The following is a 26,431-nucleotide window of genomic DNA, read 5'->3' as shown; positions in this document are numbered from 1 at the left end:
GGTGCGCGTATCCAAGGATGGACGCTTCGGCTAGTCTCCGGGCCGAGGTGACGTGATGAACGAACGGCGACTCATCTGTATCGCGCTGTTACCGGCTGCGTTCTCGGCCGCGGCCTGCGCCGCTGCGGAGCCGGATGAGCGCCCGACCGCGACCGCGCGCGCGGCGCTCGACGTCGCGGAGGATCAGCGGCTCGCCGAGCCGGCTCCGGGCGCTCAGCACCTCTTCGGCCATTCCGTTGCAGGGAGCGGGAGCACGGTGCTGATCGGGGCGCCGGACGAGAGCGGCCTGACCCGAGGCGCGGTGCACGTGTACACCGTGGCCGGGGGGGCCGCGACATTCTCCACCACCCTCGTGCCGAGCGATGGCGATGACGGCATGCGGTTTGGCCGCCAGGTCGCGATCGACGGCGACACCGCCGCGATCATGGCTGGCGCCGACTACGAGGCGAGCGCGATCGAGGAGCGCATCTATGTGCTCGTCCGGGGCGACGATGGCTGGTCCGAAGAGGCGCTGCTGACCATCCCGGAGGTCATCACGGGCGGCCTGTCGACCATGGCCGTGGCCGTGGACGGCGATACCGTCGTGGCGAGCGATGTATGCGAGGATATCGACGTGGCCGTGGGCCGGGCGTTCGCGTTCACGAGGACGGGCGGCGTCTGGTCGCTGCGCGCGGAGCTCGTGCCGCAGGACAGCCCTCGCGGCCTCGGCTGGTCGGTCGCGGTCTCGGGCGACACCGCGCTGGTGGGCGCGGCGCAGGACGACCCCGACGGGCGCTACAGCGCCGGCTCCGCGTACGTGTTCGTGCGCGAAGGCGGCGCGTGGACGCAGCAGGCCAAGCTCGTGCCGCCCGACAGCAGCGTGAACCTGGCCTTCGGCACGTCGGTCGCGATCGAGGGCGACACCGCGGCGATCGGGGCCAGGGACGCCGTGTACATCTATGCGCGCGAAGGCGCCGCGTGGACGCAGCGAGCGAAGCTCGTCCCGGCGCTGACCGGGGCGGCGGCGACCGGGGTACAGTTCCTGGGCACAGCGGTGCTGGCGGGGTTCGTCGGCGTGAGCGATCAGAAGGGCGTCGCCTCGGTGTTCTACGGCGGCGGATCTGCCTGGACGGAGGCGCGCACGCTGGTCGCGTCGGACGGTCAGCCGTTCGATTTCTTCGGCTGGAGCACCGGAGTTGCCGGAGGGAGCGCGATCGTCGGGGCCCCGTACCTCGGCAATGCGCCGACCCGCACCGGCGCGGCGTACGTCTACGCATTGCCGTCCCTCGATGGTGCGAGCTGCGCTGTAGATGCGGATTGCCTGAGCGGCTCCTGCCAGACGGGCGAGTGCGTCCCTCCCGACGGCAGCGGCGCTGGCGGCAGCGGCGGCGGTGGCGGCGGCAGCGGCGGTGACGGCGGCAGCGGCGGCGACGGCGGCAGCGGCGGCGACGGCGGCAGCGGCGGCGACGGCGGCAGCGGCGGCGACGGCGGCAGCGGCGGCGACGGCGGCAGCGGCGCCGCCGCGAGCAGCGGCGCCACCAGCGACAGCGTAACGGCTGCGGGCTCAGGCGGTGGAGACAGCGAGCCCGGCGGCGGCAACGGATGTCAGATGGGCAGATCGGATCCGCCGGCGCGGCGCGCTCCGGCGTTCGCCGTCGCCCTCTTCGCGCTGGCCGCCGTGTCAGCGAGGCGATCTCGCCTCGCTCACCGGATCGCGAGTGGAATCCCGGGCGAGCCGGACGCGCCCCGGAGGGGCAGCGGGCTGTAGACGTAGAAGAACTCGTACGGGCTCTTGTGGCCGTGCGTCCGGTCCTTGAGCTCCGCGGCCAGATCCGCGGCCAGCTCCGAGAGCACCATCGCCTCCTGCATGAAGATTCCGCTCTTCACCAGCAGGTGATGGTGCACCGGGAAGACCACCCCCGGCGCGACCGGAGGCTTCGGCGGGGTGACCTCGATGCCGAAGTTGTCCGACCCGACGCAGGCGATCCCCTTCGAGGAGAGCCACTTCGCGACCTCGAGCCCGATCCCCGGCTGGGCCATCCCCACGCCCGGCTGCGTGTAAAACCCCTCGGTGCCGAGCTCCCAGTTCTCCTCCCAGCCCGTGAAGATCAGCACGACGTCGCCGACGCCGATGTCGCGCGCGTCCATCTTCTGCGCGCGCAGCGTCTTCATCACCATGGAGAGCGTGATCTCCTGGCCCCACGCGAGCGTCTCCCCGCCGTTCGCGTAGCGCTTGACGTCGAGGAGCACGCCGCGCGTGACGAGGGGTTTCACGTTCTCGACGCCGAGGTGCGCGAGCCCGTCTTCGGTCATGACCTCGGCGCCCGTGAACTGGTTGTAGAACAGCGCGTCGTCGGGGTCCGAGCTCCCGGGCGGGATGTAGCCGAAGTGCCCGAGCGCGTCGAACTGCGTCCCCATCTGGCCGAACTCCCCGTGCATCACCTCGGAGTTCGTGACCTGCTGCGCTATCAGCGACATCGGCCCGGCGTCCAGGGAGAGCCCCTGGTTGCCGGGGAATGTCGCCATGCCCGGCTCGTAGACGTGCCCCAGGCGATAGACCTTGCCCTCCTTGATCAGGCGCTTGCCTTCGAGGACCTTGTCGTCCGTCTGCGTGTTGGAGGCGCCCGCCTCGTCGTCAGGGCCCCACGGCGAGGGGCCAGGGATCGGATCATAACCAGCCAGCGCCAGCGTTGGCACGCCGCGGGCCAGCGCCGCGCCTCCGATCAGGCTGACGGCCACGGTCGCCACGAACGCGCCCCGTAACGGCATCACTCCAGGCTTCATCGACAACCTCCTGGGCTACATCGCACGTTGTCCCGACAGCGCCCCGCGCTCCGGTACGGGCGCGGACGCATGTCCTCCACATCGTACACGGTTAAGGGCGCTGGAGAACCGCTCTTCGGCGGCGCTCGCGCGCTCCGCCGACGCCGTGGAGGCTTTGCGCGCACGCGCGACCACCCGGCCTCACGGTGGGAGCGCGCTCGGTCAAGAGCGGCGCCGGGCGCGGAGCGCGTAGGCGATGCCGCTCTCCAGGGTCCCTTTGGTCACGATGCCGCTCAGATCCGCGCCCGTCATCGTGAGCGTCTGCGCGACCTGCGGCTTGATCCCGGTGAGCACGACCCGGGTGCCGAGCAGCCCCGCGGCCCGCGCCGCGCCGACGAGGGACTGCGCCACGTGCGCGTCGACGTCCTTCACGCCGGTGATGTCGAGGATCGCGATCCGGGCCTTCCGGGCGGCGATCCCTTCGAGCAGCGTCATCAGGATCTGCTGGGCGCGCGCGGGGTCGACGGTCCCGACGATCGGCATCGCGACGACGCCGCGCGCCAGGGGCAAGAGCGGCGTGATGAGCTCCTGGATCGTCGCCTGCTGCATCTCGATGAGCCGCCGCTGCATCTCCGCGCGCTCGGCCTCGGCCTGCTTGGTCCGGCTGATGTCCACCGACACCGTCCCGACCGCGTAGAGCTTCCCCTCGGCGTCGCGGATGGGGAACTTTGTCGACAGGTAGTTGCGCGGACCGTCGGGATAGACGAGCACGTGCTCGGAGGCGCCCGGCTGCCCCGCGGCTGCGACCTCGTCATTGGCCTTTCGTATCGAGGCGGACGCCGCCGGCGGGAGGAGGTCGTAGACGACCTTCCCGAGCAGCTCCTCGCGGCTCATCCCGTAATAGGCCTCGATCTCGTGGTTCAAGAGGAGGAGCCGGCCCTCGACGTCCACCGCGACCATCATCGACGGTGTGTATTCGAGGAACGCGTGGAGCAGGCTCTCGCTCCGCTCGAGCATCTGCTCGGTGTGCTTGCGCGCGGTGATGTCGTGCGCCGACCCCAGCATCCGGCGCCCCGGGCCCTCCGTACCGCGGCCGAGCGCGACGCCTCGCTCGAAGAACCAGCGAAAGGCCCCGTCGCGGCCGCGCGCGCGGTACTCCACGGTCGCCGGCTCCCCGCTCTCCGAGGCGGCGACGCGAGCCCGGTACTCCTCGATACGGCCGATATCGTCCGGATGGAACATCGAGGAAAGGCCGTCGCCGCGGAGCGGGCCCGCCGCGGCGCCGATGCCCTCTCCGGCGAGCTCGGCGAGCTCCCGGTTCACGTAGACGTACCGCCGCTCCTCGAGATCGAGGACGTAAACGAGGCTGGGCAGCGCGTCGAGCAAGCGCCCAGGGAGGCTGCGATCCGCCTCCAGCTCGGCGTTGCGGGCGCGCAAGCGCTGCACTTCCTTCCTCAACGCGTCCAGCTCCGCCTCGAGCGCCACGGTCTCCTGCTGCTCGCTCATCGCCTCCCGGGGGATTTTACCCCAGATCCATGCTGAGATGGATCACAATCTTCCTCGACGTACATAGTTTCGAGGGCAGCCCTGGCGTGCATGGCGCACAGTCTGGGGAAATTCAATCGTTGCGGAGACATCGATCACATCGATCGCATCGATCACGTCGATCACGTCGATCACGTCGATCACGTCGATCACGTCGATCACGTCGATCACGTCGATCACGTCGATCACGTCGATCACGTCGATCACGTCGATGACGTCGATTCCCACCTGCGTGACCTGCCCCCGGCTGGCAGAGCCTATTTCGGATCGAGGAAGTCGCACGCGGTGAGATTGCGCCCGTGGGTCCAGCGAAAGCTCTCCATCCATCCGTCGAGCACGCCGCGCGCGTAGGGGTCGCCGTAGGCCTGGACGAACACGATCGACCCCGTGCCGGCGCAGATGGGGACGAGCACGAGCCGGAGCTCCACCCAGGTACCGCTGACCCGCCATCTCCGCTCGATGCCCGCGCCGAGCGCCGTCGCCACCGGGCCGCCGCCGAGCGCCTCGACGCGCATGGAGTGCGCGGCGACCTCGCGGGCGAACGACGCCTGCACCTCGCCGAAGGTCTTCTCGTTCTCGACATCGCTGGTGATGCGCGTGGACACCGACATTCCGCCGTGCGCCAGCGTGCCGGGCCGCTCGATCACGAACTCGACATCGCCGCCCAGGCGGCCGAGCATCCCCGGCGGCACCCGGCCGACGACATCGAGCCACTCGTTGCGGTACACGTCGCCGTCGAGGCGGCCCGGCTCCGGCTCGGGGAGGCGGACGCGCGGCGGGATCGGGAGATCGGCGAGCGGGGTGGGGACCGGCTCCGGTCCGGCGAGCGTGAAGAGGTGCGACGCGAGCGAGGCCTCGGCGCGCGCGGGGAAGCCGCGCACGAACGCGACGAGCTTGCCCCGGCGGTGGACGGCGATGTTGGCGCCGATCGTGTAGTCGCCGCGCTCGAGGCCGAGCGCGTTCTCCCGCCAGCAGGCCGCGCTCTGGCCGAGCGCGGCCTCGAGCTCCTCCGCGTCCTTCTCGGTGTCCCACGCGCTGATCCACGCCGTCGCGAGGCGCCGATCCGGCCCGACGAACACGCCGAAGCGGTCGCCCGCCCAGCCGGCGGCCGCGCGCTCGGCGACGTCCGCGTCGGCGCAGCGCTCGAGGAGGACGCGCGTGCCGAGCTCGCCGAGCGTGTCGGCGGTGGACAGCGCGTACCCCGGAGGCGGCCTCGGATCGGAGAAGGGCCGCGGGGGCTCGCCCGCGAGGTATTTCTCGGGGTGCAGCACCTGCTCGGTGCTGCGCGGGAAGCGCGCGTACATCTTGTCGACGAGCGGAAACCCGCCGGCGCGATACACGTCGGTGACCAGCAGCATCCCGTCGCGGTAGGGGAACTCGAGGCGCTTGCGCGTCACGTCGAGCGCCCTGTCGAGCTTGCTGCTCGCCTCGCCGCGCGTGACGCTCGCGAGCGGGACGCGCTTCGTCACCTCCACGATCCGCCGCAGCGTGCGCCCGACCGGCGCGCCGGCCTCGGCGCCGAGCCACGCGCCCATCGCCACCATCGCGTCGCCCTCGATGAGCGCGAGCTGCGCGATGGCCTCGTCCGCGCTCGTCGCCTCGGGCGGGCGGGAAAAGCGCTGCGCCTGGAGCGCGTGCTGCACCTCGTGCGCGAGCACCGCTCGCTGCTCGAGCAGCTCGTCCTCGGACGCGAGGGGCACGTCGGGGATGAAGACCTTGTCGGTCGCGCGGCTGTAGAAGCCGACGACCTGCTCCTCCAGCACCTCGTCGACGGTGGAGAGCCCGCCGCGCTCTCCAGGCTGCGGGAGGAAGTCGAAGCCGAGCAGAAACGCGGCCTCGGAGCTGAGCGCGTCGCCCGGCGAGGGCTCCGCGTCGCGGCTGCCGAGCAGGCGCTCCACGAAGCGCGCGCGGTCGAGCCGCTCGACGGCGACCGGCCTCCGCGGCGCGAGCTGCCGCGCGGCGCTCACCGCGCGCACGACGTCCTCGATGGCGCCGTCGTCGAGCTTGAACGTCCTTCGCGGCGCCGACGCCGCGGGCTGCTCGGGGCTGCGCGGGGCGCTGGCGGGCGTCGCGGCGTGGCTGCAGCCCGCGCCGAGCGCGAGCGCGACGAGCGCGCGGAGCCGGCGCGGGCGCATCAGAACTCGCCCAGCCAGTAGCGCGGCTTGACCCGCGCCGCCTTGCCAGCCGGCTTCTCACCGTGCTGCTCGAGCGTGACCGATGTGCCCGACGTCGCCCACAGCACGATGCCGCCGGCGAGCGCTGCGCCGCCGCCGATGAGCGAGACGATGCCCACGGTCTTGAGAGCTCCGCCCCCGTCGTCGTTCGAGGGGTCCGAGTCGACGTCCGTGCCGACGCTGCTCACAAACCACAGGGTGCCGCCCGTGACCGCGGCGGTAAGGCCCAGAATGTTCAGCCAGGACGCGGCGGTGCGGCGCCCGTAGCTGCCGGGGTCCACGTGAAGGGTGACGTCGCCCGTCATCTGCGCGAACGTGAACGGGTCCGGCGGCGGCATATCCTCCGGAGAGAGCGAGAACTTGCGCCCGTCGCTGCCGTCGATCACCTTGTCGCACGGCGAGACGCAGACGGGCCGGATCTTCTTGACGGCAAAGCCGTAGCCGCCGTAGGCGCCGTACGTCGTGGAGGCTTCCTCGAGCACCCGCACGGGCGTCGGGCTGTCGACATGCAGCCGCACCACGCCGGGCGCGCCGAGCGTCGGCTCAGGGGCCGGGACCGGCTGCGGCGGCGGTGCGGCGCCGTAGCCCGGCCCCGCAGCGCCGGGCTGCGCGGCGCTCTTCGGCGCGAACTTTCCGCGCTCCACGTCCGACACCTGGGACCAGGGGATGACGCGCACCTCCTTCTCGCCCAGCTCGATGATCTTCACGCTCTCCCCGGGCTCGGACGCGACGACGGTGCCCCGGATCGTGCCGCCGTTCTTGAGCGTGACTTCGTCCTCTCCGTCGGCGGCGCGGGCGCTCGCGGTGAGCAGCAGCGAAACGGCGGTCAACGTCGCGATGATCGGGAACCGATGGCGCATGAAGGCTCCTGTAGCGTAGTTTACGCAAAGGTCGCCGAATCCAGGATCCGTCGTCAAGCGCGAAGGCGCGTCACGAACGTGCGCAGCGCGCGCGGCGCTCGCCGGCACCGGCTGACGTGCGCGCGGGCCGCACCCCCGCGGCCCGCGGGCGCGCGACACGGCGCCTTCCCTATGCAGGGCACTCCGCGCCGCTGGCACAGGAGCCGTAGTCACTCCCTATCGGGGCTATCGTGATCGCCATGAATCTCTCCGGAAGCGCCGATATCCAGCTCGTGCCGATGACCAGACGTGGACGGCGTTGCCCCAGTCGGCGCGCGCATCATAAAGATGCAGCTCGACGCGAACAGCGCGATGCTGCGTTGTTCCACGCCTCGAACGCGGCCGTTCCAGATCGCCGCCTGGCATCGCTCCGGGTGACGCGGCATGCTCCGGACGTGATGAATGATGTGGAGGCAGGATGAAGAAAAGGGAACTTGGCCATCAAATTGGTATCGTGGTCTGCGCGGGCGCCGCGCTCGGCCTCTCCTCGGCTTGCTCGATGGAAGGCGCGTCGGACGAGCCGCTCGAGGCGCTGGAGTCGCACTCGTCCGCCATCATCGGCGACGAGGTGGTGCTCTACGAGCACTCGGACTTCTCCGGCGCCTCGCAGGGCTTCGGGATCGGGCGCTACGACGTCGAGGACCTGACGATCATCGGCAATGACCGCGCGAGCTCGATCAGGGTCCCCGCCGGGCTCCGGGCCACGGTCTTCTTCAACGCCAACTTCGAGGAGGGGGCGTACGTCTTCACCTCGGACACGAACCTCGCCGCGGGCACGAACGGTGTGTCCGTGAGCGCGGACGAGATCATCTCGAGCATCGTCGTCGCGCACGCCTCGGACCCGCAGCTGGACGTGGTGACCTTCTACGAGAACGCCAACTTCACGGGCCAATCGTTCGTGTACAGCGTCGGCGGCAACTTCTTCTTCAACGGCCCATGGGACTTTCGGGTCAGCTCCGTCCGCGTCCCCCCCGGCTTCAAGCTGACGCTCTACGACGGGTACTTCTGGACTTCGCCGGAGTCACGCGTCTTCACGGCAGACGCGAACCTGGCTCCCCACGGCTTCGACGACAAGACCCGCAGCTTCATCATCGAGCGCCTGTAGGAGCGAGCGCGCGGCGCACGGCAGCGCGCCTCACCCCGCGCGCGCCGTCGCGCTCTCGCGGCCGCCGGCAGCCGCACCCTCGCCGCGGCGGGCGCCGAGCCCAACCCAGGCTGGCCACGCGAGGCGAGCTCGCCGCGCTCCCGCGGTCCTTTGCGCAGCAGCCCCCTTCGCCTCGAGCCCCGACATGTGCGGGCCCACCGCCGCCGCCGTCACGCTTAGGATCACGTCCAGGGTGTGCGAAGATGCCCGCGGCGGCGCCAGGCGGCGCCCCGGAATGGCCGCGTTCGAGGAGTGGAACATTGAGGGAGCCCGATGATCTGTCAGGTCTGTCGATGTTCGTGCGCATCGTCGAGGAAGGCTCGCTCAGCGCAGCCGGCCGGGCGCTCGGCCTGCCCAAGGCGACCATCAGCCGCAACCTCGCGCTGCTCGAGAAGCGGCTCGGCGCGCCGCTGCTGATCCGCTCCACGCGCGCGCTCAGCCTGACGGATACGGGCAGGCGGTTCTTCGACAGGGTCCAGCCCATCGTTCGAGACGCGCAGCTGGCGACCGCCGAGGTCAAGCGCCGCCACGCGGCCCCCTCCGGGCTGCTGCGCGTCACGGCGTCCGTCGCCTATGGCCAGGCGGCGATCGCGCCCCGCGTGTTCGCGTTCATGAGGCGTTATCCGGCGGTCCGCGTCGACCTGCGCCTCGATGATGGGCGCGTCAACCTGGTCAACGACGGCTACGACCTGGCCATCCGCATGGGGGCGATCCAGGACAGCGCGCTGATCAGCCACAAGCTGGCCGACATCTCGATGGTCATCGTCGCCTCGCCGAGCTGGCTGGAGCAGCACGACATGCCCCGGAGGCCCGCCGACCTCGCCCGGCACGCCGTCGTCGTCCCGCGGCCCGACATCATCCAGTGGAAGATCGGCGGGGAGACCGTGCGCGTCCCCTGGCGCATGAGCACCAGCAACATGATCGTCACGCGGGACGCGGCGAGGGCCGGGCTGGGCATCGCCCTCGTCCCCGAGTTCCTCGCGTCGCGTGACCTGGAGCGAGGGTCGCTGGTACGCCTGCTCCCCGACGTCGAGATGCCGGTGATTCAAGCGACCGCCCTGTATACCCGGGCCGCCCGCCAATCGCTGGCGCTGCGCGCCTTGCTGGACGACCTCCTGGCCAGCCGACCCATCGAGGTCGATGCCGCGCCGTCGTGACCCATTTCGACACGTCCCATCATAAAGATGCAGCTCGACGCGAAGAGCGTGATGCCGCCTCGTTCCACGCCTCGAACGCGGCCGTTCCAGATCGCCGCCTGGCGCCGCTCCGGGTAGCGAGGCATACTCTGGACGTGATTCTCGAGCGGTCGCGGGCGGATTTCGTACGCCTGCCGCCGGGCCTCCCGCTCCGGTGGTCCCTCCACCGTACTGGGCCCGGCGCGTCGTCGCCGAGCCGGGCGTGCCGTCATCACGGGCCCTGTCGCTCTGCTCGCTGACGAATCGCTGACGAACGCTGGCTTGACCTCGTTGGCGCTGACAGCCGCCCGGCGGAGGCGGACTCTCTCGGCGCGAACGATCGTCTGAACATCATCATCATCATCATGATGTAGAGGTAGAATGAAGAAGAGAGAACTTGGTCATCAGCTTGGTCTCGCGGCGTGCGCAGGCGCCGCGCTCGCCCTCTCCGCGGGTTGCGCGATGGATGGCGCGTCGGACGAGCCGCTCGAGGCGCTCGAGTCGCAGTCGTCCGAGATCGTCGGCGGCGAGGTCGCCGAGGCGAGCCCCTGGGCCGTCCAGGTCTTCGACGTGCGCGGGAGCACGGGCGACTTCTTCCAGTGCACGGGCACGCTCGTCGCGCCGCGCTGGGTGCTCACCGCGCAGCACTGCGTCGCGGACGAGGGCGAGACGTCGGCGGTGCGCGTCGGCAGCAACACGTACCTCCAGGGCCAGCGCATCGCGGTCGACGCCGTCGAGGTGCCCTCGGCCAGGGCCGACATCGTGCTGCTCCACCTGACCGAGGCCGCCGCTGGACCGTTCGTCCAGCTGGCCGAGGCGACGTCGGTCGCGACCGGCAATGACGCGACGGCCTACGGCTGGGGGAGCGAGGGCACGCCGCTGGTGATGGCGCCGTCGCTCAAGAAGGCGACCCTCCACATCGACAGCTGGTACTCCGACGAGGAGCTCCTGGCGACCGGCGTGACGGGCTCGGGCTGGAACGGCGACTCCGGCGGCCCGTGGTTCGTCGACGGGCGTCAGGTCGCCGTGTTCTCGGCCGTGAACGGGCAGGACGGCACGAACCTGCACGCGAGGCAGCTCGGCGTCGACGTCGCGCGCCACCGCGCGTGGATCGACGCCACGATCGCCGGCGGCCCCACCGTCCACCCCAGCGGCCAGGTGGTGCTCTACGATCTCTCGAACTTCTCCGGCATCTCGCAGGGCTTCGGGCTCGGCCGCCACGACCTCACGGACGCGACGATCATCGGAGACAACCGCGCGAGCGCCATCAAGGTCCCCGCCGGGCTCCGGGTCACGGCCTTCCTCAACCCCGACGCCGGGGGCGAGGCGCGCGTCTTCACCTCGGACACGAATCTCGTGGCCGCGGGCTTCGACAACACCATCTCGAGCATCGTCGTCGCGAACGCCTCGGACCCGCAGCTCGACGTGGTCACCCTGTACGAGAACGCCAATTTCTCGGGCGGCTCGGTCGTGTACGGCATCGGCAACTCCCTCTTGTACAGCACCCCATGGGACCAGAGGGTCAGCTCCGTCCGCGTCCCCTCCGGCTTCAAGGTGACGCTCTACGACGGGCTCTGGCGATACTCGGCCGAGTCGCGCGTCTTCACGACGGACGTGACGAACCTCGCCACCCACACCTTCGACAACAAGACCCGGAGCTTCCTCATCGAGCGCTTGTAGGAGCGAGCGCGCGGAGCGGCCAGCGCGTCTCGCCACGGGCGCGCCGTCGCGCGCGCGGCCGACGGCAGCCGCGCCTTCGCCGCGGCGCGCGCGGCGGGATGCCCCCGGCGGTCGGTTCTGGGCTACCGTGTTCGCCATGAACCTCGCCGGAATCGCCCATATCCAGCTCTCGGTCACCGACTTCCCGCGCAGCCGCGCGTTCTACCGCGCGCTGTGCGAGCACTTCGAGATGCAGTGTCAGTACGACGACCCGGGCAACGAGACCGAGAGGCCCATGCTCTATTACATCGGCGGAAAGACCGGCCTGTTGATCCGCCCCGTGAACCCGGAGCACGCGGGCGCCCGCTTTCACCAGTACAAGCCCGGCCTGCACCACCTGTGCTTCCGCGCCCGCAGCCGCGAGGACATCGACGCGTTCCACCGGTTCTTCGAGGGCACGCTGGCCGCGCTCGGCGGCACGCTCGTGCACGCGCCCGAGGAGGGCGCGTGGGCGTCCGGCTACTACTCGATCCTGTTCGAGGATCCGGACGGCATCCGGCTCGAGATCAACCACGTCCCCGGCAAGGGCAACCTGTCCGAGGGCGTCACGCTGCCGCTGCCTCCCGTCCGGGGAGGCGTGCCCGAGCAGGCGTGACGAGGCCCGCGACCTCGCTCCCCTCCCCCGCTCACGCCTGCAGCACCCGCAGCGACCCCCGCACGACTCCATAGCTGCCCTCGACCCGCTGACCGCACCCGCAGCCCGCGGGCCCGTGGCACGGCGCCTTCTCCGTGCAGGGGCCGAGGCCGGAGCTCCCTCACCAGCTCCGTTCCCCGCTCGACGCGGACCTCGCGCGCGCCGGCCGTCGTCGCGCGTCAGTTTTCGATTGACGCCCGCCATGTGAACGTTCACAAAAGCTGGGTTCGGCTTGGATGACATCAGGGCGCGCTCCACGTGCGGAACGTCTGGCAACCACCTAGGCTCGATCGCCAGCCCCGCGAGCGAATGAGGCCATTCGCCCACGGGGTCAACCTACTCGGCGGCTGCCCGGAATGACGGCGTACGCGTGACGGCGATGAAGAGATCACGGATCATGTTCGTGCGCGCCGCTCCTGCGGCAGCAGTTTCGAAGCTGGCGCGGAGTTCCGGAGTCAGAAGAACGAGTCATCAAAGAACCGGATCGCCGAGGGCCTCCTGTCCATCAAGTACTGCGCACGATAACAGCCGAGCTGACCGCGGGATGCAAGGTGGCGAGGATACCGCGGGCTCGGCGGGACCGGCGCGAGCTGCCCGGTAGGGGTGGTGAAGGGTTTATGGACCCCTACCGTAATTTTTCGATACGTGACACGGCCGGATATGGAGGGTAATGTATCCATATGAAGTCCATCAGTGCTTTCACGGGTGTGCGCCTTGCGTCGCTGTCGCTGATGTCATCGATGCTGATGTCATCGATAGCGATAGCAGTTTGTATGCCCATCGCGGCGTGCGGCGACCAGGCGAGCGGTCAAGGCGGCTCAGGGCAAGGCAGCGCCGGTTCGACCGGCGCGGGCGGCGATCTCGGCGTTACCACCGGGAGCGGCGCGGGGAGCGGAAGCGGCTCGGGGAGCGGAAGCGGCTCGGGGAGTGGCGGCGGCGCAGGAGGGATGAGCGGCGGCGCAGGAGGGATGGGCGGCGGTGCAGGAGGGATGAGCGGCGAGGCAGGAGGCGGCGGCGCAGGAGGGATGGGCGGTCCCACCCTGCCGCCGATCGCCGATTACTCGGACGAGGGCCCCTTCGATACAGTCGTGGAGCGGAACGTGGGGCCGAACGGAGCCTATACGGTGTTTAGGCCCGAACCCCTGGGTACGGACGGCTTCTTGCACGCTCCGATCATTTTCGGCCCCGGCATCGGCCAGCAGGTGGCGGTGCACACGACCATGCTGACGAACTTTGCTTCTCACGGTTTCGTGGTCGTCGGGTCCCCCGTCCTCAATGGCGGCCCCGGCGACGAGGGCAATCGCAAGAAGATGGAGGATGGTCTCAACTGGATCCTGGAGCAGAACGACGCGCCAGGCAAATACCAGGGCAAGCTCTACGTCGATCACGCGGTCTCGATGGGCTTCTCGGTCGGCGGCACCTCGGCCGTGCAACTCGGCGGTCACGAGGCGGTGGCCACTGTCGTCTCGATCCACGGCCACAGGGCCTCGGCCGACCTCCACGGCACGATGCTGCAGACGACTGGCACCCAAGATACTGTCGGCATGCCCCTCCAGCAGGCCACCTACGACATGTCCGAAGTGCCGACATTCCTGGCAACGCTGACGGGCGCGCCTCATCAATACATCGAGAGGGACGGCGGCGGCGAAGAGCGACCCGCGATCGTCGCGTGGATGCGCTACTGGATCTACAACGACATGGGCGCGCGAGACCATTTCTTCGGCGATGATTGCGTGTTGTGCAAGCAGCCTTGGGAGAAGCCCCAGCGCAAGAACTGGGAATGACCTCGCGTTGAAGGTGCTGGGGCGCCCGCTCCCCTGCCATCCAAGTCACCCCCTCCCCCGCTCACGCCTGCAGCACCCGCAGCGACCCCCGCACGACTCCATAGCTGCCCTCGACCCGCAGCCCGCGCGCGACCTCCGCGGGCGCCACCTCCCCGGCGAGCAGCCGCCGGTACGCCTCCACCACCCGCCGCGCCCCCTCCGCGTCCTCGCGCACGAGCTCGATCCGGAACCGCCGCACGCCGCCCTTCGCGAGCTTCGGCACGAGGTGCGCCGCGCTCTGGGGCGCCGCGTGAAACACCGTGTTCCGACACCCCACGTCCGCCTCGAGCGGGTGATCCATCCCCGCCCGATCCCGCAGCGACAGCGCGTGCTCCTCGCACGGCCTCCCGCAGGTGCGATGATCCTTCCCCTCCGAGAGCGCGGCCGCGATCACGCAGTGCTCCATGTGGAACAGCGGCATCGGGTGGTGCACCACCACCTCGGCGAACGGCGCGAACGGCGAGTCGAGCAGCGCCACGAGCTGCGCGGCGTCGAGGTCGAACGACGGCGTGAACGCCGCGAGCCCGCGCGAGAGGACCTCGCGCGCGGCCAGCTTGTTCGTGACGTTCAGCGAGAAATCGCCGATCCGCGGCGCGCCCGCCGGGGCGTCGAGCAGCGCGCCGAGGCTGCGGACCAGGATCGCCGCCGGCCCGAGCGAGAGGAGGTACCGGTCGATCTTCTCCTCGCCCGGCTTGCGGATCCGCGGCGGCGCGACCGCCACCCAGGCCCCCGCCGCGATGAGCTCGCGCGCCGCGGCGCCGAGGCCGACCATCTCCAGGAAATCGAGGTAGACGCCGCTCGCGCCGGCGTCGAGCGCCGCGCGCGCCTGGCGCGCGTTGCGGCACAGCACGAACAGGCCGGGCGGCGGCGGCTCGATCGCCGGGGGGACGGCGCCGGCGAGCAGCCCGTCGTCCGGCGGCGGAGCGCACGCGTGCGGGCGGTGCGACGCCTCGAGGAGCGCCGCGACGAGCGCCCGGCGGGCGCGGTTCAGCGCCGACGGCGGCACGAGCGCCGGCCCGTCGAGCGACAGCGCGACGCCGCGCAGGACGAACGGCGTGTCGCCCAGCCGATCGAGCTGCCGGCGCAGCGTGGCCTCGTCGAGCGGCGACCGATCGGCGCGGCCGAGCGGGGCGTCGACCTCGACGGCGGCCGACGCGCCGCCCTCGGCCGCCGCCGAGAGCCGCGGGCGCTCGCCGAGGCGGCCCTCCAGGCGGACGTCGATCGCCACGCGGCGCGGGGCGCGCTCGAGCGCCTCGCGGACCGCGCGCGCGCCGGCAGGGTCGCTCGTGCGGAAGACCCGACGCCCGCGCAGCGTCCGCGCGCCGCGCAGCACGTCGTCGGGCAGGCGCTTGTCCGGGCCGAGCCACACCTCGACGTCGCCGCCCGCCGGCGCGCGCTCGACCTCGCGGCCGTCGGCCCACAGGCCCCAGATGCGGCCGCCGATCTCGCCCTCGCCGGCGAAGCCGCCCTCCACGAGGATCCCCTCGCCGCGCGCGAGCGGTCGGGCGGCGCGCACGACCACGACCTCGTGGCCGCGCCGGCGCGAGGCGCCGCGCGCCTCGCCGACCTCGATGCCGCGGTGATCGCAGGTGCGGCCGTCGACGAGGCGCTGGTGGTCGACGCCGCGCAGGAAGCCGGGCCCCGAGCCGCGCGAGAACGCCTGGAGCGCCGCCTCCCGGTCGAGCGCGCCGGGGCCGGGCCCCTCGCCGAGCGCGGCGTCGATGGCGGCGCGGTACAGCCGCGCGGTGGCGCCCACGTACTCCGGGCCCTTGAGGCGCCCCTCGATCTTCACCGAGGCGACGCCGAGCGCGACGAGGTCCGGGATGACGTCGGTGGCGTCGAGATCCTCCGGCGAGAGCAGGTAGGCCGCGTCGCCGAGGTCGCGGAGCGCGCCGTCGACGACGAGGCGGTACGGCAGGCGGCAGGCCTGGGCGCAGGCGCCGCGGTTGGCGCTGCGGCCGCCGATGGCCTCGCTCGTCAGGCACTGCCCCGAGTAGGCGATGCAGAGCGCCCCGTGCACGAAGACCTCGAGCTCGACGTCGGTCGCCAGGCGGATGGCGGCGATGTCGTCGAGCGAGAGCTCCCGCGCCAGGATGACCCGCGCGGCGCCGAGCGATCGCGCGAGCTCGACGCCGGCCGCGTCGGTGCAGGTCATCTGCGTGGAGGCGTGGATCGGGAGGCCGGGCGCGAGCGCGCGCACGAGGCGCATCACCCCGAGGTCCTGGACGATGACCGCGTCGACGCCGGCCGCGGCGCACGCCTCGATCGCGCCGCGGACCGCCGGGAGCTCGTCGTCGAACACGAGCGTGTTCAGGGTGACGTAGCCCTTCACGCCGTGGGCGTGGAGGAAGCGCATCGTCTCCGCGAGCTCCGCCGCGTCGAAGTTCGCGGCGCGGGCGCGGGCGTTGAAGGGCGAGGCCGCGCCGCCGCCCGCGGCGCCCCCCCGGAGGCCGAAGTAGACGGCATCGGCCCCGCCGCGCACGGCGGCTTCGAGGGCGGCGCGATCGCCGGCCGGGGCGAGGACTTCAGGGCGCGCAGGCCGCATCATCCGCGGCGTTCTAGCAAGGGGCGGCGCGGTTGTCCCTCTCGCACGAGCGGCCGCCCGAAGAACCGATGAGCCGGCTCGCCGGCGCGCGCGCGACGGCGAAGAGAGCAGGAAAGCGCCTTCTCCGGCGGGCTCGGGCGCGCCGGAGCGCCTTGACCTGCCTTCCCGAGGTGGGGCACGATCGGCCAGGACACCGAACGGGTTGAAACCCCGAGAGAATGAACCACAGAGGCACAGAGGACACAGAGGAAGAGAGAACTCAGAATCTTTTCTTCATCCTTGCATTTCCCGCCCGCCCATGCGCCAGGGCAGCGCATGCCGCAGAGGGATGCCGATGACCAGAGACGGATTTCGCTTCGGGTACGCGCTCTCGCGGGCCGTGCTCTGGCTGCCAGCCGCGCTCCTCGCGGCGACCTCCGCGTGCGCCGGCGACGTGAGCCCGCCGGCGGCCCTCTGCGATGCTCCGTATTTTGCCTGCGACGGGGTCTGCGTGGCGCTGCGGTCCGACCGCTCGAACTGCGGCGCGTGCGGCGTGGCGTGCTCGGTCGATGAGGCCTGCGTGGCCGGCGCGTGCGAGGCCCGGGGCGACGGCGGCGGGGGCTCAGGCAGCGGCTCCGCGGGCGTGGGCGGCAGCGGGCCGGCGTGCGGCGGCGACCGCGCCATGCAGCGCTGCGACGGGGAATGCGTCGACACGCGCACCGACCCGAGCCATTGCGGCCAATGCGGCTCGGCCTGCGAGCCGGGCCGGGCGTGCGTCGACGCCCTGTGCCGGCGGACCTGCCTGGAGGGCCTCACCGACTGCGCCGGCGCCTGCGTCGACCTCACCGCGGATCCGCTGCATTGCGGCCAGTGCGATCGCGCCTGCGACCCCGGCCGGCCGTGCGAGGGCGGCGCCTGCGGGTGCAGCGCCGAGCCGTCCCAGGACATCGGCTCCGCGGTCCCCCAGCGGGTGAGCGGCACCACGCTCGGCGCCGACGACAGCCGCTCGCTGAGCTGCGCGGGGTCGGGCGCGGCCGATCAGACGTTCCTGTTCACCGCGCCGCGCACGGGGACCTACCTGTTCGACACCTTCGAGGCCTCGCACGACACCGCGCTCGGGGCGCTGCGGGCAGACACGTGCGTCGAGCTGGCCTGCAACGACGACGCGGGGAGCGTCCAGTCGCAGATCGCCGTCGATCTCGCCGAGGGCGAGCCCATCCTCGTGGTGGTGAGCGGCGCGGAGGGCGACTTCACGCTGCGCGTGGGCGAGCCGGGGCCGGTCCAGTGCACGCCGACCGCGCTCGATCCGATCGTCCCGCAGACGGTGGTGGGCTCGACGGTGGGGCTCGAGGACTCGGTGCTCGCCACCTGCGACTACACCTCGAGCCTGGACGCCACCTACACCTTCACGGCCCCCGAGACGGGCCTGTACGTCTTCAGCGCGCGCGCCGCCGTGTCCGAGCTGCTCGTCGAGGTCCTCGACGGCGGCACCTGCACCGGCGATTCGCTCCAATGCCAGTTCGGCTTCGGCGAGTCGGTCGCGGTCGCGGAGCTCGAGGCTGGGAAGACGGTGCTCGTCGCCGTGGCGAGCCCGGTCACCGCCATGCGCGAGTTCACGCTGGACGTGTTCGAGGCCCCGGCGTGCCCGGGGGTGGATCTCGGCTCGATGGTCCCGCAGACGGTGACCGGGAACAACGAGGAGCTCCCCAACGTGCTCGCGCCGTGCTTCTCGGCCCCGAGCGGCGGCGAGGCGACGTTCGGCTTCACCGCGCCGCACGACGGCGTGTACATGTTCGACGCGACGGGCTCGAGCTTCCCCGCCCTCCTGGAGGTGCGCCGCGACGGGTGCGCGGGCGAGGTCGTCACGTGCCTCGACGGCACGTCCCAGCCCGCGCGGGCCGCGGTCCCGCTCGCGTCCGGCGACACCGCGGTCATCCTGCTCGACAGCTATGGAGAGGTGGGCGACTACGCCCTCGAGATCACCGAGCTCGCGTGTCCCATCATCGATCTCGGCGCGACGGCGCCGCAGACGGTCACGGGCACGACCGCCGACTTCAGCGATATCCTCGCGCCCGGATGCGGCTACTTCGGGGGCCCCGAGGCGACCTACCTGTTCACCGCCCCGGCCTACGCTCTCTATACCTTCGATACGGAGGGCTCGACGTTCGACACGCTCCTCGACGTGCGGGACGGCTCGTGCGCCGGCCCCTCGCTCAAGTGCAACGACAACGCCGATCCCACGGGGGTCCTCACCCACTCGCGGCTGAGCGTGCTCCTCAACGCCGGTCAGTCGGTGGTCGTGTCCGTGGACAGCTACGAGGCGAGCGGCGAGTACACGCTGAGCGTCACCCAGCAGGAGGCGCCGCCCTGCCCGCTCTTCGATCTCGGCGACTCGGTCCCTCAGACGGTCACGGGCAACATCGAGGGCTATGCCGATATCCTGACGCCCGCGTGCGGCGCCGGCGCCGGCGGCGAGGCGACGTACGCCTTCACCGCGCCGGCGGCGGGGTATTACGACATCGACACCGCCGGCTCCACGGTCGAGACGGTCCTGTCCGTGCGCGACGGCGGGTGCGGGGGCGACGAGATCGCCTGTGAGAGCGCCGGGCGGAGCTCGAGCGCCATCGTGCGGCTCGACGCCGGCCAGACGATCTTGATCAGCGTCGAGGCGAGCGGCGAGGGCGGCGACTACACGCTCACCGTGAGCCAGTTCGACGGCCCCGGCACGTGCGCGGCGCCCGCCGCGCTGGAGCCCTCCGTCCCCCTGAGCGCGGCGGGGACGACCGACGGGGGCCACGACGTCGCGTCGGCGAGCTGCGGCGGCTCGGACGCGCCCGACGTGGCCTATTCGTTCACCGCGCCCGAGGCGGGGACCTACACGATCGACACCTTCGGCTCGGAGTTCGACACGGTCCTCGCCGTCTTCGACGGGAGCTGCGGGGGCGAGGAGCTCGCCTGCAACGACGACGTGGCGAGCGAGGACTGGTTCGAGCCCGTGTCGGAGCTCGAGGTGTCGCTCGAAGCAGGGCAGACCGTCGTCATCGTGATCGACGGATACATGGAATACGGGCATTACGAGCTCAACATAGAGCGTTGATCCGCGCAGCGCCGCGCGGCGGCGGTCACCTCCTCGCCCGCTCCAGCTCGGCCTCCGCGGCAAGGAACACGGGGGATCGCAGGAGCGCGCCCATCAGCCGCAGCGCCTCGCGGGGGTGAGCCGCGGAGACGTCCACCTCGTCCGGATCCGGGGCGGCGAGATCGTACAGCTCGGGCGCGCCCCACTCGAACGGCAAGACGAGCTTGTAGCGCCCATCGAGGATGCCCACGCGCGCGATCTGCTGGTCCGAGACCGCCGTCGCGAGCAACGGCAGCCGGCGCGGGGGGGGCTCGGGATCGAGGAAACCGAGCAGATCCTCGCCGTGGTATCCGTTCATGGGCGGATCGGGGATGAGCAGCCGGGCGATGGTCGGCGCCACGTCGATGAGCGAGACGCGCTCCTCGACGACCATGGGTGGGATGCCGGGGACGCGCAGGACCAGCGGCACCCGCAAGAGCGACTCCCACAGGAAGGTCGAGTGCGGCCAGAACCCGCGGTAACCGAGCGCCTCGCCGTGGTCCGACACGAAGAGCACGAGGGTGCGGTCGGCGAGATCGAGCTCCTCCAGGCCGCGGAGCAGCCGCCCGAGGTGCTCGTCCAGGCTCCGCGCCACCACCCGGTAGCGCCAGTTCCAGCGGCCCTCGGCGGGCACGTGGTAGCGCTCGGCGGCGCCCTCGACGTACGTGCCATCGAGCTCGTGCCAGTTGTGGACATCGAAGTTGAAGAGCCACGCGAAGAACCGCCGCGAGCCGCGCTGGGCGAGCCAGGACAGGGTCTGGTCCACCATCGACCCCGCCGTCGGCTGGTCGGCGCCGTAGCCCCAGACCCCCCCGCGGGCGTGGTCGGGCAGGCGATACGTCTCATCGAACGCGAACGTCGGCAGGAGCAGGGAGATGAAGTCGGCCGCCGAGGCGGGGATGAACAGGGTGGTCGGGATCTCCAGGCGATTGGCCAGGTCCAGCAGGCTGCCCGGGCTGCGCGCCAGGCCGTCGTAGCTGCCGCCGAGCAGCCCGGGCAGCGCGCGCAGCGTGTCGGAGCCCGTCGAGTACGCGCGCTCGAATCGGACCGCCTGGCGCGACAGCGCGGCGGCGTTCGGCATCACCTCCTCGTCGTAAGCGACGTCGCTGCGGAGGCTGTCCACGTAATAGACGAGGACGTTGAAGTCGGCCGCGAGCGCGCGTCCCCCCGAGCCGGCCGCGCCCGCGCCCGGCCGATCGCTCCAGCCCGCGTCCCAGCGGGGGTCGCGCGTCGGCTGGTCGACGTCGTACCGCTCGCGCAGCGCCTCCACACGGCTGGCGCGCATCCCGGCGACGTCCTCGCCACGCAGGATGGCCTGCGCCAGCTCGATGCGGCGCAGCATCCTCCCGACGTAGACGGGGTCTCGGCCCGTGTGCGCCAGCACCTCCTGATGCCAGCCTCGCAGCCTGGGCGACGACGCGAGGAAGAGCACCCACACCGCGGCGGCCACGGCGACCGCCCGGATCGCGGCCCGCGCCCGCGCGCGCCGCGCGGCGAGCGTCAGCCCGGCGAAGCAGGCGCACCCGAGCAGCGCCGCCCCGCAAAGCTCGAGGGCCGTGTGCACGCGCCTGTAGATGGCCACGAGCACGGTGAGGTCCACGATCACGAGCGCGCCCCCGAGGATCGCGAGCGCGGCCGCCGTCGCCGCCGCCACCGCGGACCCGCCCGCGCGCTCGGCGTCCGCCGCGCGCAGGGCGCGGCGGTGGACGAGCGCGATCGTGGACGCGGCCAGGCCGACGGCGGTCAGCGCGAGGTAGGGGCCGAGGGTGCCCAGCGCGCCGGCGTGCGCGAGGCGCCCGGAGAACACCCAGAAGACGGTGCTCGAGAGCGCCGCGACCGCGATCGACCCGTAGGCCGCCGCCCGCGCGACCTCGGCGGCCCGCGGCGCCCGCCGCTCGAGCGGCGTCGCGAGCAGGCGCACGAGGGTGACGAGCGCCCAAGCGGCCAGCCCCAGGCCCGCGCCGACGGCGACGTAGAGGCCCACGGCGGCCCTGAGGTGCCCAGCCAGCGCGACGCTGGCGATGTCGTGGCGCACGGCGGTATCGGCCGCCACCGCGCCGAGCCCGACCGCGACGCCCGCCGACACGCACCGCGCGAGCTCGTCGCGCGATCGCCTGCGCCCCGCGGGAACCCGGGCGAGCCGCAGAATCCAGCGCTGAGCGGCGTGTAGTGATGTCCGAGGCACGCCGTCGCGAGCGTAGGAAACGGCGCCGGGTTCATCAAGCGGCGTCGCCTCGTGGGGCCGCGCGCGCTCTCCCTGCTCTCCACGGTGCCGCCCGGTCGCCCGGCGGTCGCGCGCGCCGCGCTGCGCTGTTCGGCGCGCCCCCGGTCCGCCGCGCGCCGAGGTCAGCGCGCGACCCAGTAAGCCTGCGTCCAGGCGCGCGACCCGTCCGGCGCCGTCAGGCGCGCGCGCACGTACTGTTCGGGGCCGCGGAGCCGATAGCTCGCGCGGTAGGCCGCGCCTGACATCTCGGCCTCGGCAGCCGCCGGCGTGGCCTCGAGCAGCACGCCCCACCGATCGAGGAACTCGACCATGACGTCGGGGGGCTCGACCCAGAGCGTGAACGTGTCCGACGCGACGACGAGGCGCGTGAGCCTGGGCCCCGACGAGGCGTAGAGCCGACCCGCGCCCAGGGCAGCGCAGATCGCCGCCTGCGACGTCTCCTCGGCGAACACCTCGACCCACCCGGTGCCAGGCCCCACCTGAGGCACGTGCTTGTCCGCGCCGGTGAGCGAGTGCATGTCGTCGACCGCGACCGCGGCGATCGGCTGGCCAGACGACAGCGCCTGCTCCCACTTCTCTTCCGCGGAGGTGCGGGTGGCGTCGCCGTCGCTCCGCACGTGCGGATGACCGCTGAAGATCTCGACGAGCTGGGCGCCCTCGGCCCCCGCGATGTCTTCGGCCTCGACGGCCCAGTGGAAGTTCGGGTGATTCACGAGCGCCACGCCGCCCTGCGCCAGGATCTCCGACGTCGCCCAGGCGAGCGCGGCCCGCGCGGTGCGGAAGGTCCCGCCGCCGATCCGCCGCTTCGTGCAGAGCGCGTTGACGTGCACCGGCTGCCCGGCGGCGGCCATCGTCACCTCCTCGCCGGGGATGACCAGGAAATCCTGCACCTGCGAGGCAGGAGGGCGCGTCACGTCGAGGTAGTTGTTGTGATCCGTCAGCGCGAGAAACTGGTAGCCGTGGTCGCGATACCAGGCGAACACGAGCTGCGCCGGGCTGTCACCGTCGGAACGGGCGGAGTGCGCATGGAGGTTGCCGCGCTGGAAGACGCTGACGTCCAGCTGCTGGACGAAGCGCGGCGCCCGCGAGGGCAACGGCTCCCGCGAGATGTCGAGCGCTCCCGTCGGAGCCACGTCCTGGCTCGTCCCCGCGCGCCCGAGCACCGCCGCGAGCGCGGCCGCGACCGTCGCCACCGCGGCCCATCGCGCGCATCGCTTCACCGTGGCGGGCTTCACCACCAGGTCGGCCATCCTCGGCGTCGGGTCGGAGCCGCGCGACATTGGGCCTCATTGTAGCACGCGTCGCGCAGCGTGGCCCATGCGGAGGCAGCGACGTATCCATGCCGCGAGTCAGTCAGGTCAGCCAGGTCAGCCAGGTCAGCCAGGTCAGCCAGGCCGCGCGAGCCGCCGCGAAGCGGCGCCGGAGCTCGGCCATCCCTGGCCGGGCTCCGGTCGGGGCGGAGCTAGAACGAAACGAAGTCGTGATCGCCCGTGGCGTGCAGCGCGCGCCCGTTGCTCGATGCGCCGCCGCCCGGGCGGCCCTTCTGCGGCGGCCTCCACAGCGCCTTACCGCCGTGGCGGTCCGAGTGACGCCCCGGCGCCGACGGCTTGTGGCCCGGGTCGCCGTCGCTCTCCTGCGAGAGGCGGAACGACGCCATCACGTTCTGGAGCTGCTCTGCCTGCGCCGAGAGCTCGGCTGCCGTGCTGGCGAGTTCCTCGGCGATCGCCGCGTTGCGCTGCGTGGCCTGCTCTATCAGCTCCACCGCCCCGCTGATCTGGGCCACGCCGTTCGACTGCTCCTTCGAGGCCACGGCGACGCCCTGCACCAGCTCCGCGGTCTCCCGGATCGACGGGACGAGCTCCGCGATGAGCTGCCCCGAGCGCTCCGCGACCATGATGCTCGACGCGGCGAACGAGCCGATCTCCTTCGCCGCGTCCCGGCTCCGCTCGGCGAGCCGCCGCACCTCCGTGGCGACCACGGCGAAGCCCTTGCCGTGCTCGCCCGCGCGCGCCGCCTCGATCGCGGCGTTCAGCGCGAGCAGGTTCGTCTGATACGCGATCTCCTCGATGATCACGATCCGCTGGGTGATCGCCTTCATCGCCTCGACCGTCTCCCGGACCGCCTGGCCGCTCTGCTCCGCGTCCCTCGTCCTCCGGTGCGCCGTCTCCTCGACCTGCTTGCAGTTGGCGGCGTTCTTCGCGATCGTGCCGCTCAGCTGCTGCAGGCTGGTCATCGTCTCCTCCACGGACGCCGCCTGCTCGCTGGTGCCCTGCGACAGGCTCTGCGCTGTCGCCGAGAGCTGCACCGAGACCGAGGAGACCGAGACCGCGCCGCCCCGGACCTCGCCGATGAGGCCCGCCAGACGCTCCGACATGGCCTTCACGGCGCCGAGCATCTGGCCGAACTCGTCGGAGCTCTTCACCGTGACCTCGCCGGTGAAGTCGCCCCCGGCGATGCGCTGGTGGAGCGACACCGCCTGGTTGAGCGGCAGCAGGACCATCCGGCTGAAGATGATGGCGAGCACGACGGCGACGACGAGCGCGAGCAGACCTCCTATCTGCAGCGTCACGTACATCGTCGCGACGAGCGCGTTCGTCGCCGCCTGCCGCTGGGCGAGGAGGGCGAGCTCCTCGTCGTCGATCTCCTTGAGCGTCGCCCGCATCTGGTCCATGAGGCCCTTCCCGCGCCCCTGCCTGACGTCCTCGGCGGCGCGATCCGGCGGCACCTTCGCCTCGTCCGCGCTGCGGCGGTGCTGGATGGTCGGCTCCAGCACGGAGGAGAGCCACTCGTCGTGGTCCTTGTCGACCTTGTCGAGGCGCATCTGCTGGCGCGGGTTGTCCCTGGTGAGCTCCCGGACGCGGATCAGGGCCTTGTCGAACCGGTCGCGCCCGTTGCGGTACGGCTCCAGGAAGGACTCCACCCCGGTGATGACGAAGCCGCGCTCCCCTGTCTCGGTGTCGAGCAGCGACTCCATGATCTCGCTCGTCGCGAGCATCACCTCATACGTGTGCTGGTCCCATGAGCGGGCCTCGTCGAGCTCCGCGAACCTCTTGTAGGCAATGCCCGCCAGTCCGAGGACGATGACGACCATGGCGGCGAAGCCGAGGTAGAGCTTCCGGCCTACTCCGATGTGCGCAAGCATGATGCATGCTCCGGGCTATGTGTGTTGCGGCTTCGTTCGAGCCCCGCCGGGGGCTGGAGCCGATAAACGGATGGCGCGACGCATCGCACGCGGTGGTCCGCCCCGTGGAGGCCCTCGGCGTGTCCGAGAAACAGGTATCCTGACGGCGCGAGGCTGGCGATGAGCCTCGCCACGATCGACGCCTTCGTCGCGGCGTCGAAGTAGATGAGGACGTTCCGGCAGAAGATCAGGTCGAACAGACCGAACCGCTTGGGCGCCGCGTCGAGCAGGTTGAAGCGCCGGAAGGTGACGAGCCCGCGCAGCTCGGGCCGGGCCTTCATGAGGCCCGCGCTCGCGCCCGTCCCGCGGAGCATGTAGGTGCGCAGGCGCTCCTCCGGGATCTCCGAGGCCCGCTCGATCGGCCACACCGCGCGTTGCGCCTGGTCGAGCGCGCGGGAGGACAGGTCCGTCGCGAGGATGGAGATCCCCGGAGCGCCCGTCGACGCGGCGCCTGCCCGCGGCGGCGTCCGTCCCGCCACGTCGCGGCGATCCCGGGAGGGCAGGCTGTCGAGCAGCGCCATCGCTATCGAGTAGGGCTCTTCCCCGGTCGAGCAGGCCGCGCTCCAGGCGCGCAGCGGGCGGCCGCGCGCGGGGGGCGCTCCGTCGCCCGCGCCCGCGCCCGCGCCCGCGTGCCACGCCGGGAGGATCTCGCGCTCGAGCAGCTCGAACTGCTCGCGTTCCCGGAAGAAATGGGTCTCGTTCGTGCAGATGCAGTCGAGCATGTGCACGAGCTCTCCCTCGCCGCCCGCCGCGGTCACGCGGCGGTAGTACTCGCCGAAGCTGCGGAGCCCGAGCGCGCGGAGCCGGGGCCCGAGGCGGCAGAGCAGGAGCGGCTTCTTCTGCGGGCCCAGCGCGATGCCCGAGAGGCGCTTGACGAGCTTCTGGAACAGCGCGAACTCCTCGTCGCTGAGCGTGCGCGGGCTCGGCTCGGCGATCGAGATCATGGCCTGTCCCCATCGCCGGCCGGCGCCCCGTGGCTGCCTGGGAGCGCCGGCGGGGCCCCGGGGGCCGAGGCACCGAGCGCCGTCGAGGCCAAGAGCTCCGCCGGCGAGAGGATGCGGTCGATGTCGAGCAGCAGCACGAGCTTCTGGCCTACCTTCGCCAGCCCGAGCAGCTGATCCGCGCGCGCCTGCGCGCCGAAGGCCGGCGCGGGCTCGATCTCGTCCGCGGAGAGCGTGAGCACGTCGCCCACGCCGTCGATGAGCAGGCCGAGGCGGGTGTTCTCGCCGTCGAGCTCGGCCTCGACGATGAGCACGCAGGTCCACCGGCTCACCCTCGTCGGCGGCAGCCCGAGCTGGACCGCGAGATCGATGACCGGCACGACGCGGCCCCGGAGGTTCATGACGCCGACGACGCACGCCGGCATCATCGGGACCCGCGATGTGCGGCTGTGCTCGACGATCTCCCGCGCCCGGACGATGTTCAGCGCGTACTCGTCCCCCGCGATGATGAAGGAGATATATTGCGACACGGGGCTCGATGCGTCGGACATCATGACGCCTCCAGGGAGAGAGAGGGGAAACGGGCGCCCT

At 71.8% G+C, this 26,431-nt stretch carries 18 protein-coding genes; 7 read left to right on the top strand and 11 right to left on the bottom strand.

The window, feature by feature from the left end; translation table 11 throughout:
* The first annotated feature begins 55 nt into the window (after positions 1-55).
* On the top strand, positions 56-1,747 hold the full coding sequence (locus WMF26_RS12765) for a hypothetical protein (RefSeq protein ID WP_438000543.1): 1,692 nt from the start codon (positions 56-58) through the stop codon (positions 1,745-1,747).
* On the opposite strand, the gene WMF26_RS12760 is transcribed toward WMF26_RS12765, so the two are convergent.
* The 5 genes from WMF26_RS12760 to WMF26_RS12740 all read right to left on the bottom strand — a co-directional run bounded on the left by WMF26_RS12760 (position 1,684) and on the right by WMF26_RS12740 (position 7,321).
* On the bottom strand, positions 1,684-2,763 hold the full coding sequence (locus tag WMF26_RS12760) for a cyclase family protein (RefSeq protein ID WP_438000542.1): 1,080 nt from the start codon (positions 2,761-2,763) through the stop codon (positions 1,684-1,686). The genes WMF26_RS12765 and WMF26_RS12760 overlap by 64 nt on opposite strands.
* A gap of 201 nt (positions 2,764-2,964) precedes the next feature.
* Positions 2,965-4,248, bottom strand: a complete 1,284-nt coding sequence (locus WMF26_RS12755) for a PAS domain-containing protein (protein WP_438000541.1) — start codon at positions 4,246-4,248, stop codon at positions 2,965-2,967.
* A gap of 42 nt (positions 4,249-4,290) precedes the next feature.
* Entirely contained in the window at positions 4,291-4,515 is a 225-nt protein-coding gene (locus WMF26_RS12750) for a hypothetical protein (protein ID WP_438000540.1), read from the bottom strand.
* Positions 4,516-4,544: 29 nt separating this feature from the next.
* On the bottom strand, positions 4,545-6,422 hold the full coding sequence (locus WMF26_RS12745; protein ID WP_438000539.1) for a hypothetical protein: 1,878 nt from the start codon (positions 6,420-6,422) through the stop codon (positions 4,545-4,547).
* The gene (locus WMF26_RS12740; protein WP_020734528.1) at positions 6,422-7,321 is read right to left on the bottom strand and encodes a hypothetical protein; all 900 of its coding nucleotides are present in this window, start codon (positions 7,319-7,321) and stop codon (positions 6,422-6,424) included. The genes WMF26_RS12745 and WMF26_RS12740 overlap by 1 nt, the downstream gene beginning before the upstream one ends.
* A gap of 457 nt (positions 7,322-7,778) precedes the next feature.
* Here WMF26_RS12740 and WMF26_RS12735 point away from each other — a divergent pair, with 457 nt between their 5' ends.
* From WMF26_RS12735 to WMF26_RS12715, 5 genes are all read left to right on the top strand, one after another.
* The gene (locus tag WMF26_RS12735) at positions 7,779-8,465 is read left to right on the top strand and encodes a hypothetical protein (RefSeq protein ID WP_438000538.1); all 687 of its coding nucleotides are present in this window, start codon (positions 7,779-7,781) and stop codon (positions 8,463-8,465) included.
* A gap of 299 nt (positions 8,466-8,764) precedes the next feature.
* Entirely contained in the window at positions 8,765-9,661 is an 897-nt protein-coding gene (locus tag WMF26_RS12730) for a LysR family transcriptional regulator (RefSeq protein ID WP_437337348.1), read from the top strand.
* Between the two features lie 399 nt (positions 9,662-10,060).
* On the top strand, positions 10,061-11,359 hold the full coding sequence (locus WMF26_RS12725) for a S1 family peptidase (RefSeq protein WP_438000537.1): 1,299 nt from the start codon (positions 10,061-10,063) through the stop codon (positions 11,357-11,359).
* Between the two features lie 136 nt (positions 11,360-11,495).
* On the top strand, positions 11,496-11,993 hold the full coding sequence (locus tag WMF26_RS12720) for a VOC family protein (protein WP_437946390.1): 498 nt from the start codon (positions 11,496-11,498) through the stop codon (positions 11,991-11,993).
* A 719-nt stretch (positions 11,994-12,712) separates the two neighbouring features.
* Positions 12,713-13,816: a hypothetical protein gene (locus WMF26_RS12715; protein ID WP_438000536.1), complete on the top strand. Its 1,104-nt coding sequence runs from the start codon at positions 12,713-12,715 to the stop codon at positions 13,814-13,816.
* A gap of 61 nt (positions 13,817-13,877) precedes the next feature.
* On the opposite strand, the gene WMF26_RS12710 is transcribed toward WMF26_RS12715, so the two are convergent.
* The gene (locus WMF26_RS12710; protein WP_438000535.1) at positions 13,878-16,403 is read right to left on the bottom strand and encodes a DUF3656 domain-containing U32 family peptidase; all 2,526 of its coding nucleotides are present in this window, start codon (positions 16,401-16,403) and stop codon (positions 13,878-13,880) included.
* A 331-nt stretch (positions 16,404-16,734) separates the two neighbouring features.
* On the opposite strand from WMF26_RS12710, the gene WMF26_RS12705 reads away from it, so the two are divergent.
* The gene (locus tag WMF26_RS12705; protein ID WP_438000534.1) at positions 16,735-19,476 is read left to right on the top strand and encodes an MXAN_6577-like cysteine-rich protein; all 2,742 of its coding nucleotides are present in this window, start codon (positions 16,735-16,737) and stop codon (positions 19,474-19,476) included.
* Positions 19,477-19,501: 25 nt separating this feature from the next.
* Here WMF26_RS12705 and WMF26_RS12700 read toward each other — a convergent pair whose 3' ends face one another.
* The 5 genes from WMF26_RS12700 to WMF26_RS12680 form a co-directional block, all read right to left on the bottom strand.
* Complete coding sequence (locus tag WMF26_RS12700; RefSeq protein WP_438000533.1) at positions 19,502-21,580, bottom strand: sulfatase-like hydrolase/transferase; 2,079 nt, start codon at positions 21,578-21,580, stop codon at positions 19,502-19,504.
* Between the two features lie 260 nt (positions 21,581-21,840).
* Entirely contained in the window at positions 21,841-22,998 is a 1,158-nt protein-coding gene (locus tag WMF26_RS12695; RefSeq protein WP_438000532.1) for a CehA/McbA family metallohydrolase, read from the bottom strand.
* 182 nt (positions 22,999-23,180) lie between these two features.
* The gene (locus WMF26_RS12690) at positions 23,181-24,860 is read right to left on the bottom strand and encodes a methyl-accepting chemotaxis protein (RefSeq protein WP_438000531.1); all 1,680 of its coding nucleotides are present in this window, start codon (positions 24,858-24,860) and stop codon (positions 23,181-23,183) included.
* Entirely contained in the window at positions 24,839-25,843 is a 1,005-nt protein-coding gene (locus WMF26_RS12685; protein WP_438000530.1) for a CheR family methyltransferase, read from the bottom strand. Before WMF26_RS12685 ends, WMF26_RS12690 begins: the two co-directional genes overlap by 22 nt.
* The gene (locus WMF26_RS12680) at positions 25,840-26,394 is read right to left on the bottom strand and encodes a chemotaxis protein CheW (protein ID WP_438000529.1); all 555 of its coding nucleotides are present in this window, start codon (positions 26,392-26,394) and stop codon (positions 25,840-25,842) included. The genes WMF26_RS12685 and WMF26_RS12680 overlap by 4 nt, the downstream gene beginning before the upstream one ends.
* Positions 26,395-26,431: the final 37 nt, after the last annotated feature.

The sequence above is a fragment of the Sorangium sp. So ce185 genome (assembly GCF_051526825.1).
Taxonomy (GTDB): Bacteria; Myxococcota_A; Polyangia; order Polyangiales; family Polyangiaceae; genus Sorangium; species Sorangium cellulosum_D.
This window is presented reverse-complemented; position numbering and strand designations above follow the sequence as displayed.

Bases quoted from the DNA above. Each gene is read 5' to 3' on its own strand.
- WMF26_RS12715 (WP_438000536.1), top strand. From the start codon at position 12,713: ATGAAGTCCATCAGTGCTTTCACGGGTGTGCGCCTTGCGTCGCTGTCG.
- WMF26_RS12740 (WP_020734528.1), bottom strand. From the start codon at position 7,321: ATGCGCCATCGGTTCCCGATCATCGCGACGTTGACCGCCGTTTCGCTG.
- WMF26_RS12765 (WP_438000543.1), top strand. From the start codon at position 56: ATGAACGAACGGCGACTCATCTGTATCGCGCTGTTACCGGCTGCGTTC.
- WMF26_RS12695 (WP_438000532.1), bottom strand. From the start codon at position 22,998: ATGTCGCGCGGCTCCGACCCGACGCCGAGGATGGCCGACCTGGTGGTG.
- WMF26_RS12745 (WP_438000539.1), bottom strand. From the start codon at position 6,422: ATGCGCCCGCGCCGGCTCCGCGCGCTCGTCGCGCTCGCGCTCGGCGCG.
- WMF26_RS12720 (WP_437946390.1), top strand. From the start codon at position 11,496: ATGAACCTCGCCGGAATCGCCCATATCCAGCTCTCGGTCACCGACTTC.
- WMF26_RS12690 (WP_438000531.1), bottom strand. From the start codon at position 24,860: ATGCTTGCGCACATCGGAGTAGGCCGGAAGCTCTACCTCGGCTTCGCC.
- WMF26_RS12705 (WP_438000534.1), top strand. From the start codon at position 16,735: ATGACCAGAGACGGATTTCGCTTCGGGTACGCGCTCTCGCGGGCCGTG.
- WMF26_RS12685 (WP_438000530.1), bottom strand. From the start codon at position 25,843: ATGATCTCGATCGCCGAGCCGAGCCCGCGCACGCTCAGCGACGAGGAG.
- WMF26_RS12735 (WP_438000538.1), top strand. From the start codon at position 7,779: ATGAAGAAAAGGGAACTTGGCCATCAAATTGGTATCGTGGTCTGCGCG.
- WMF26_RS12710 (WP_438000535.1), bottom strand. From the start codon at position 16,403: ATGATGCGGCCTGCGCGCCCTGAAGTCCTCGCCCCGGCCGGCGATCGC.
- WMF26_RS12680 (WP_438000529.1), bottom strand. From the start codon at position 26,394: ATGATGTCCGACGCATCGAGCCCCGTGTCGCAATATATCTCCTTCATC.
- WMF26_RS12725 (WP_438000537.1), top strand. From the start codon at position 10,061: ATGAAGAAGAGAGAACTTGGTCATCAGCTTGGTCTCGCGGCGTGCGCA.
- WMF26_RS12755 (WP_438000541.1), bottom strand. From the start codon at position 4,248: ATGAGCGAGCAGCAGGAGACCGTGGCGCTCGAGGCGGAGCTGGACGCG.
- WMF26_RS12760 (WP_438000542.1), bottom strand. From the start codon at position 2,763: ATGAAGCCTGGAGTGATGCCGTTACGGGGCGCGTTCGTGGCGACCGTG.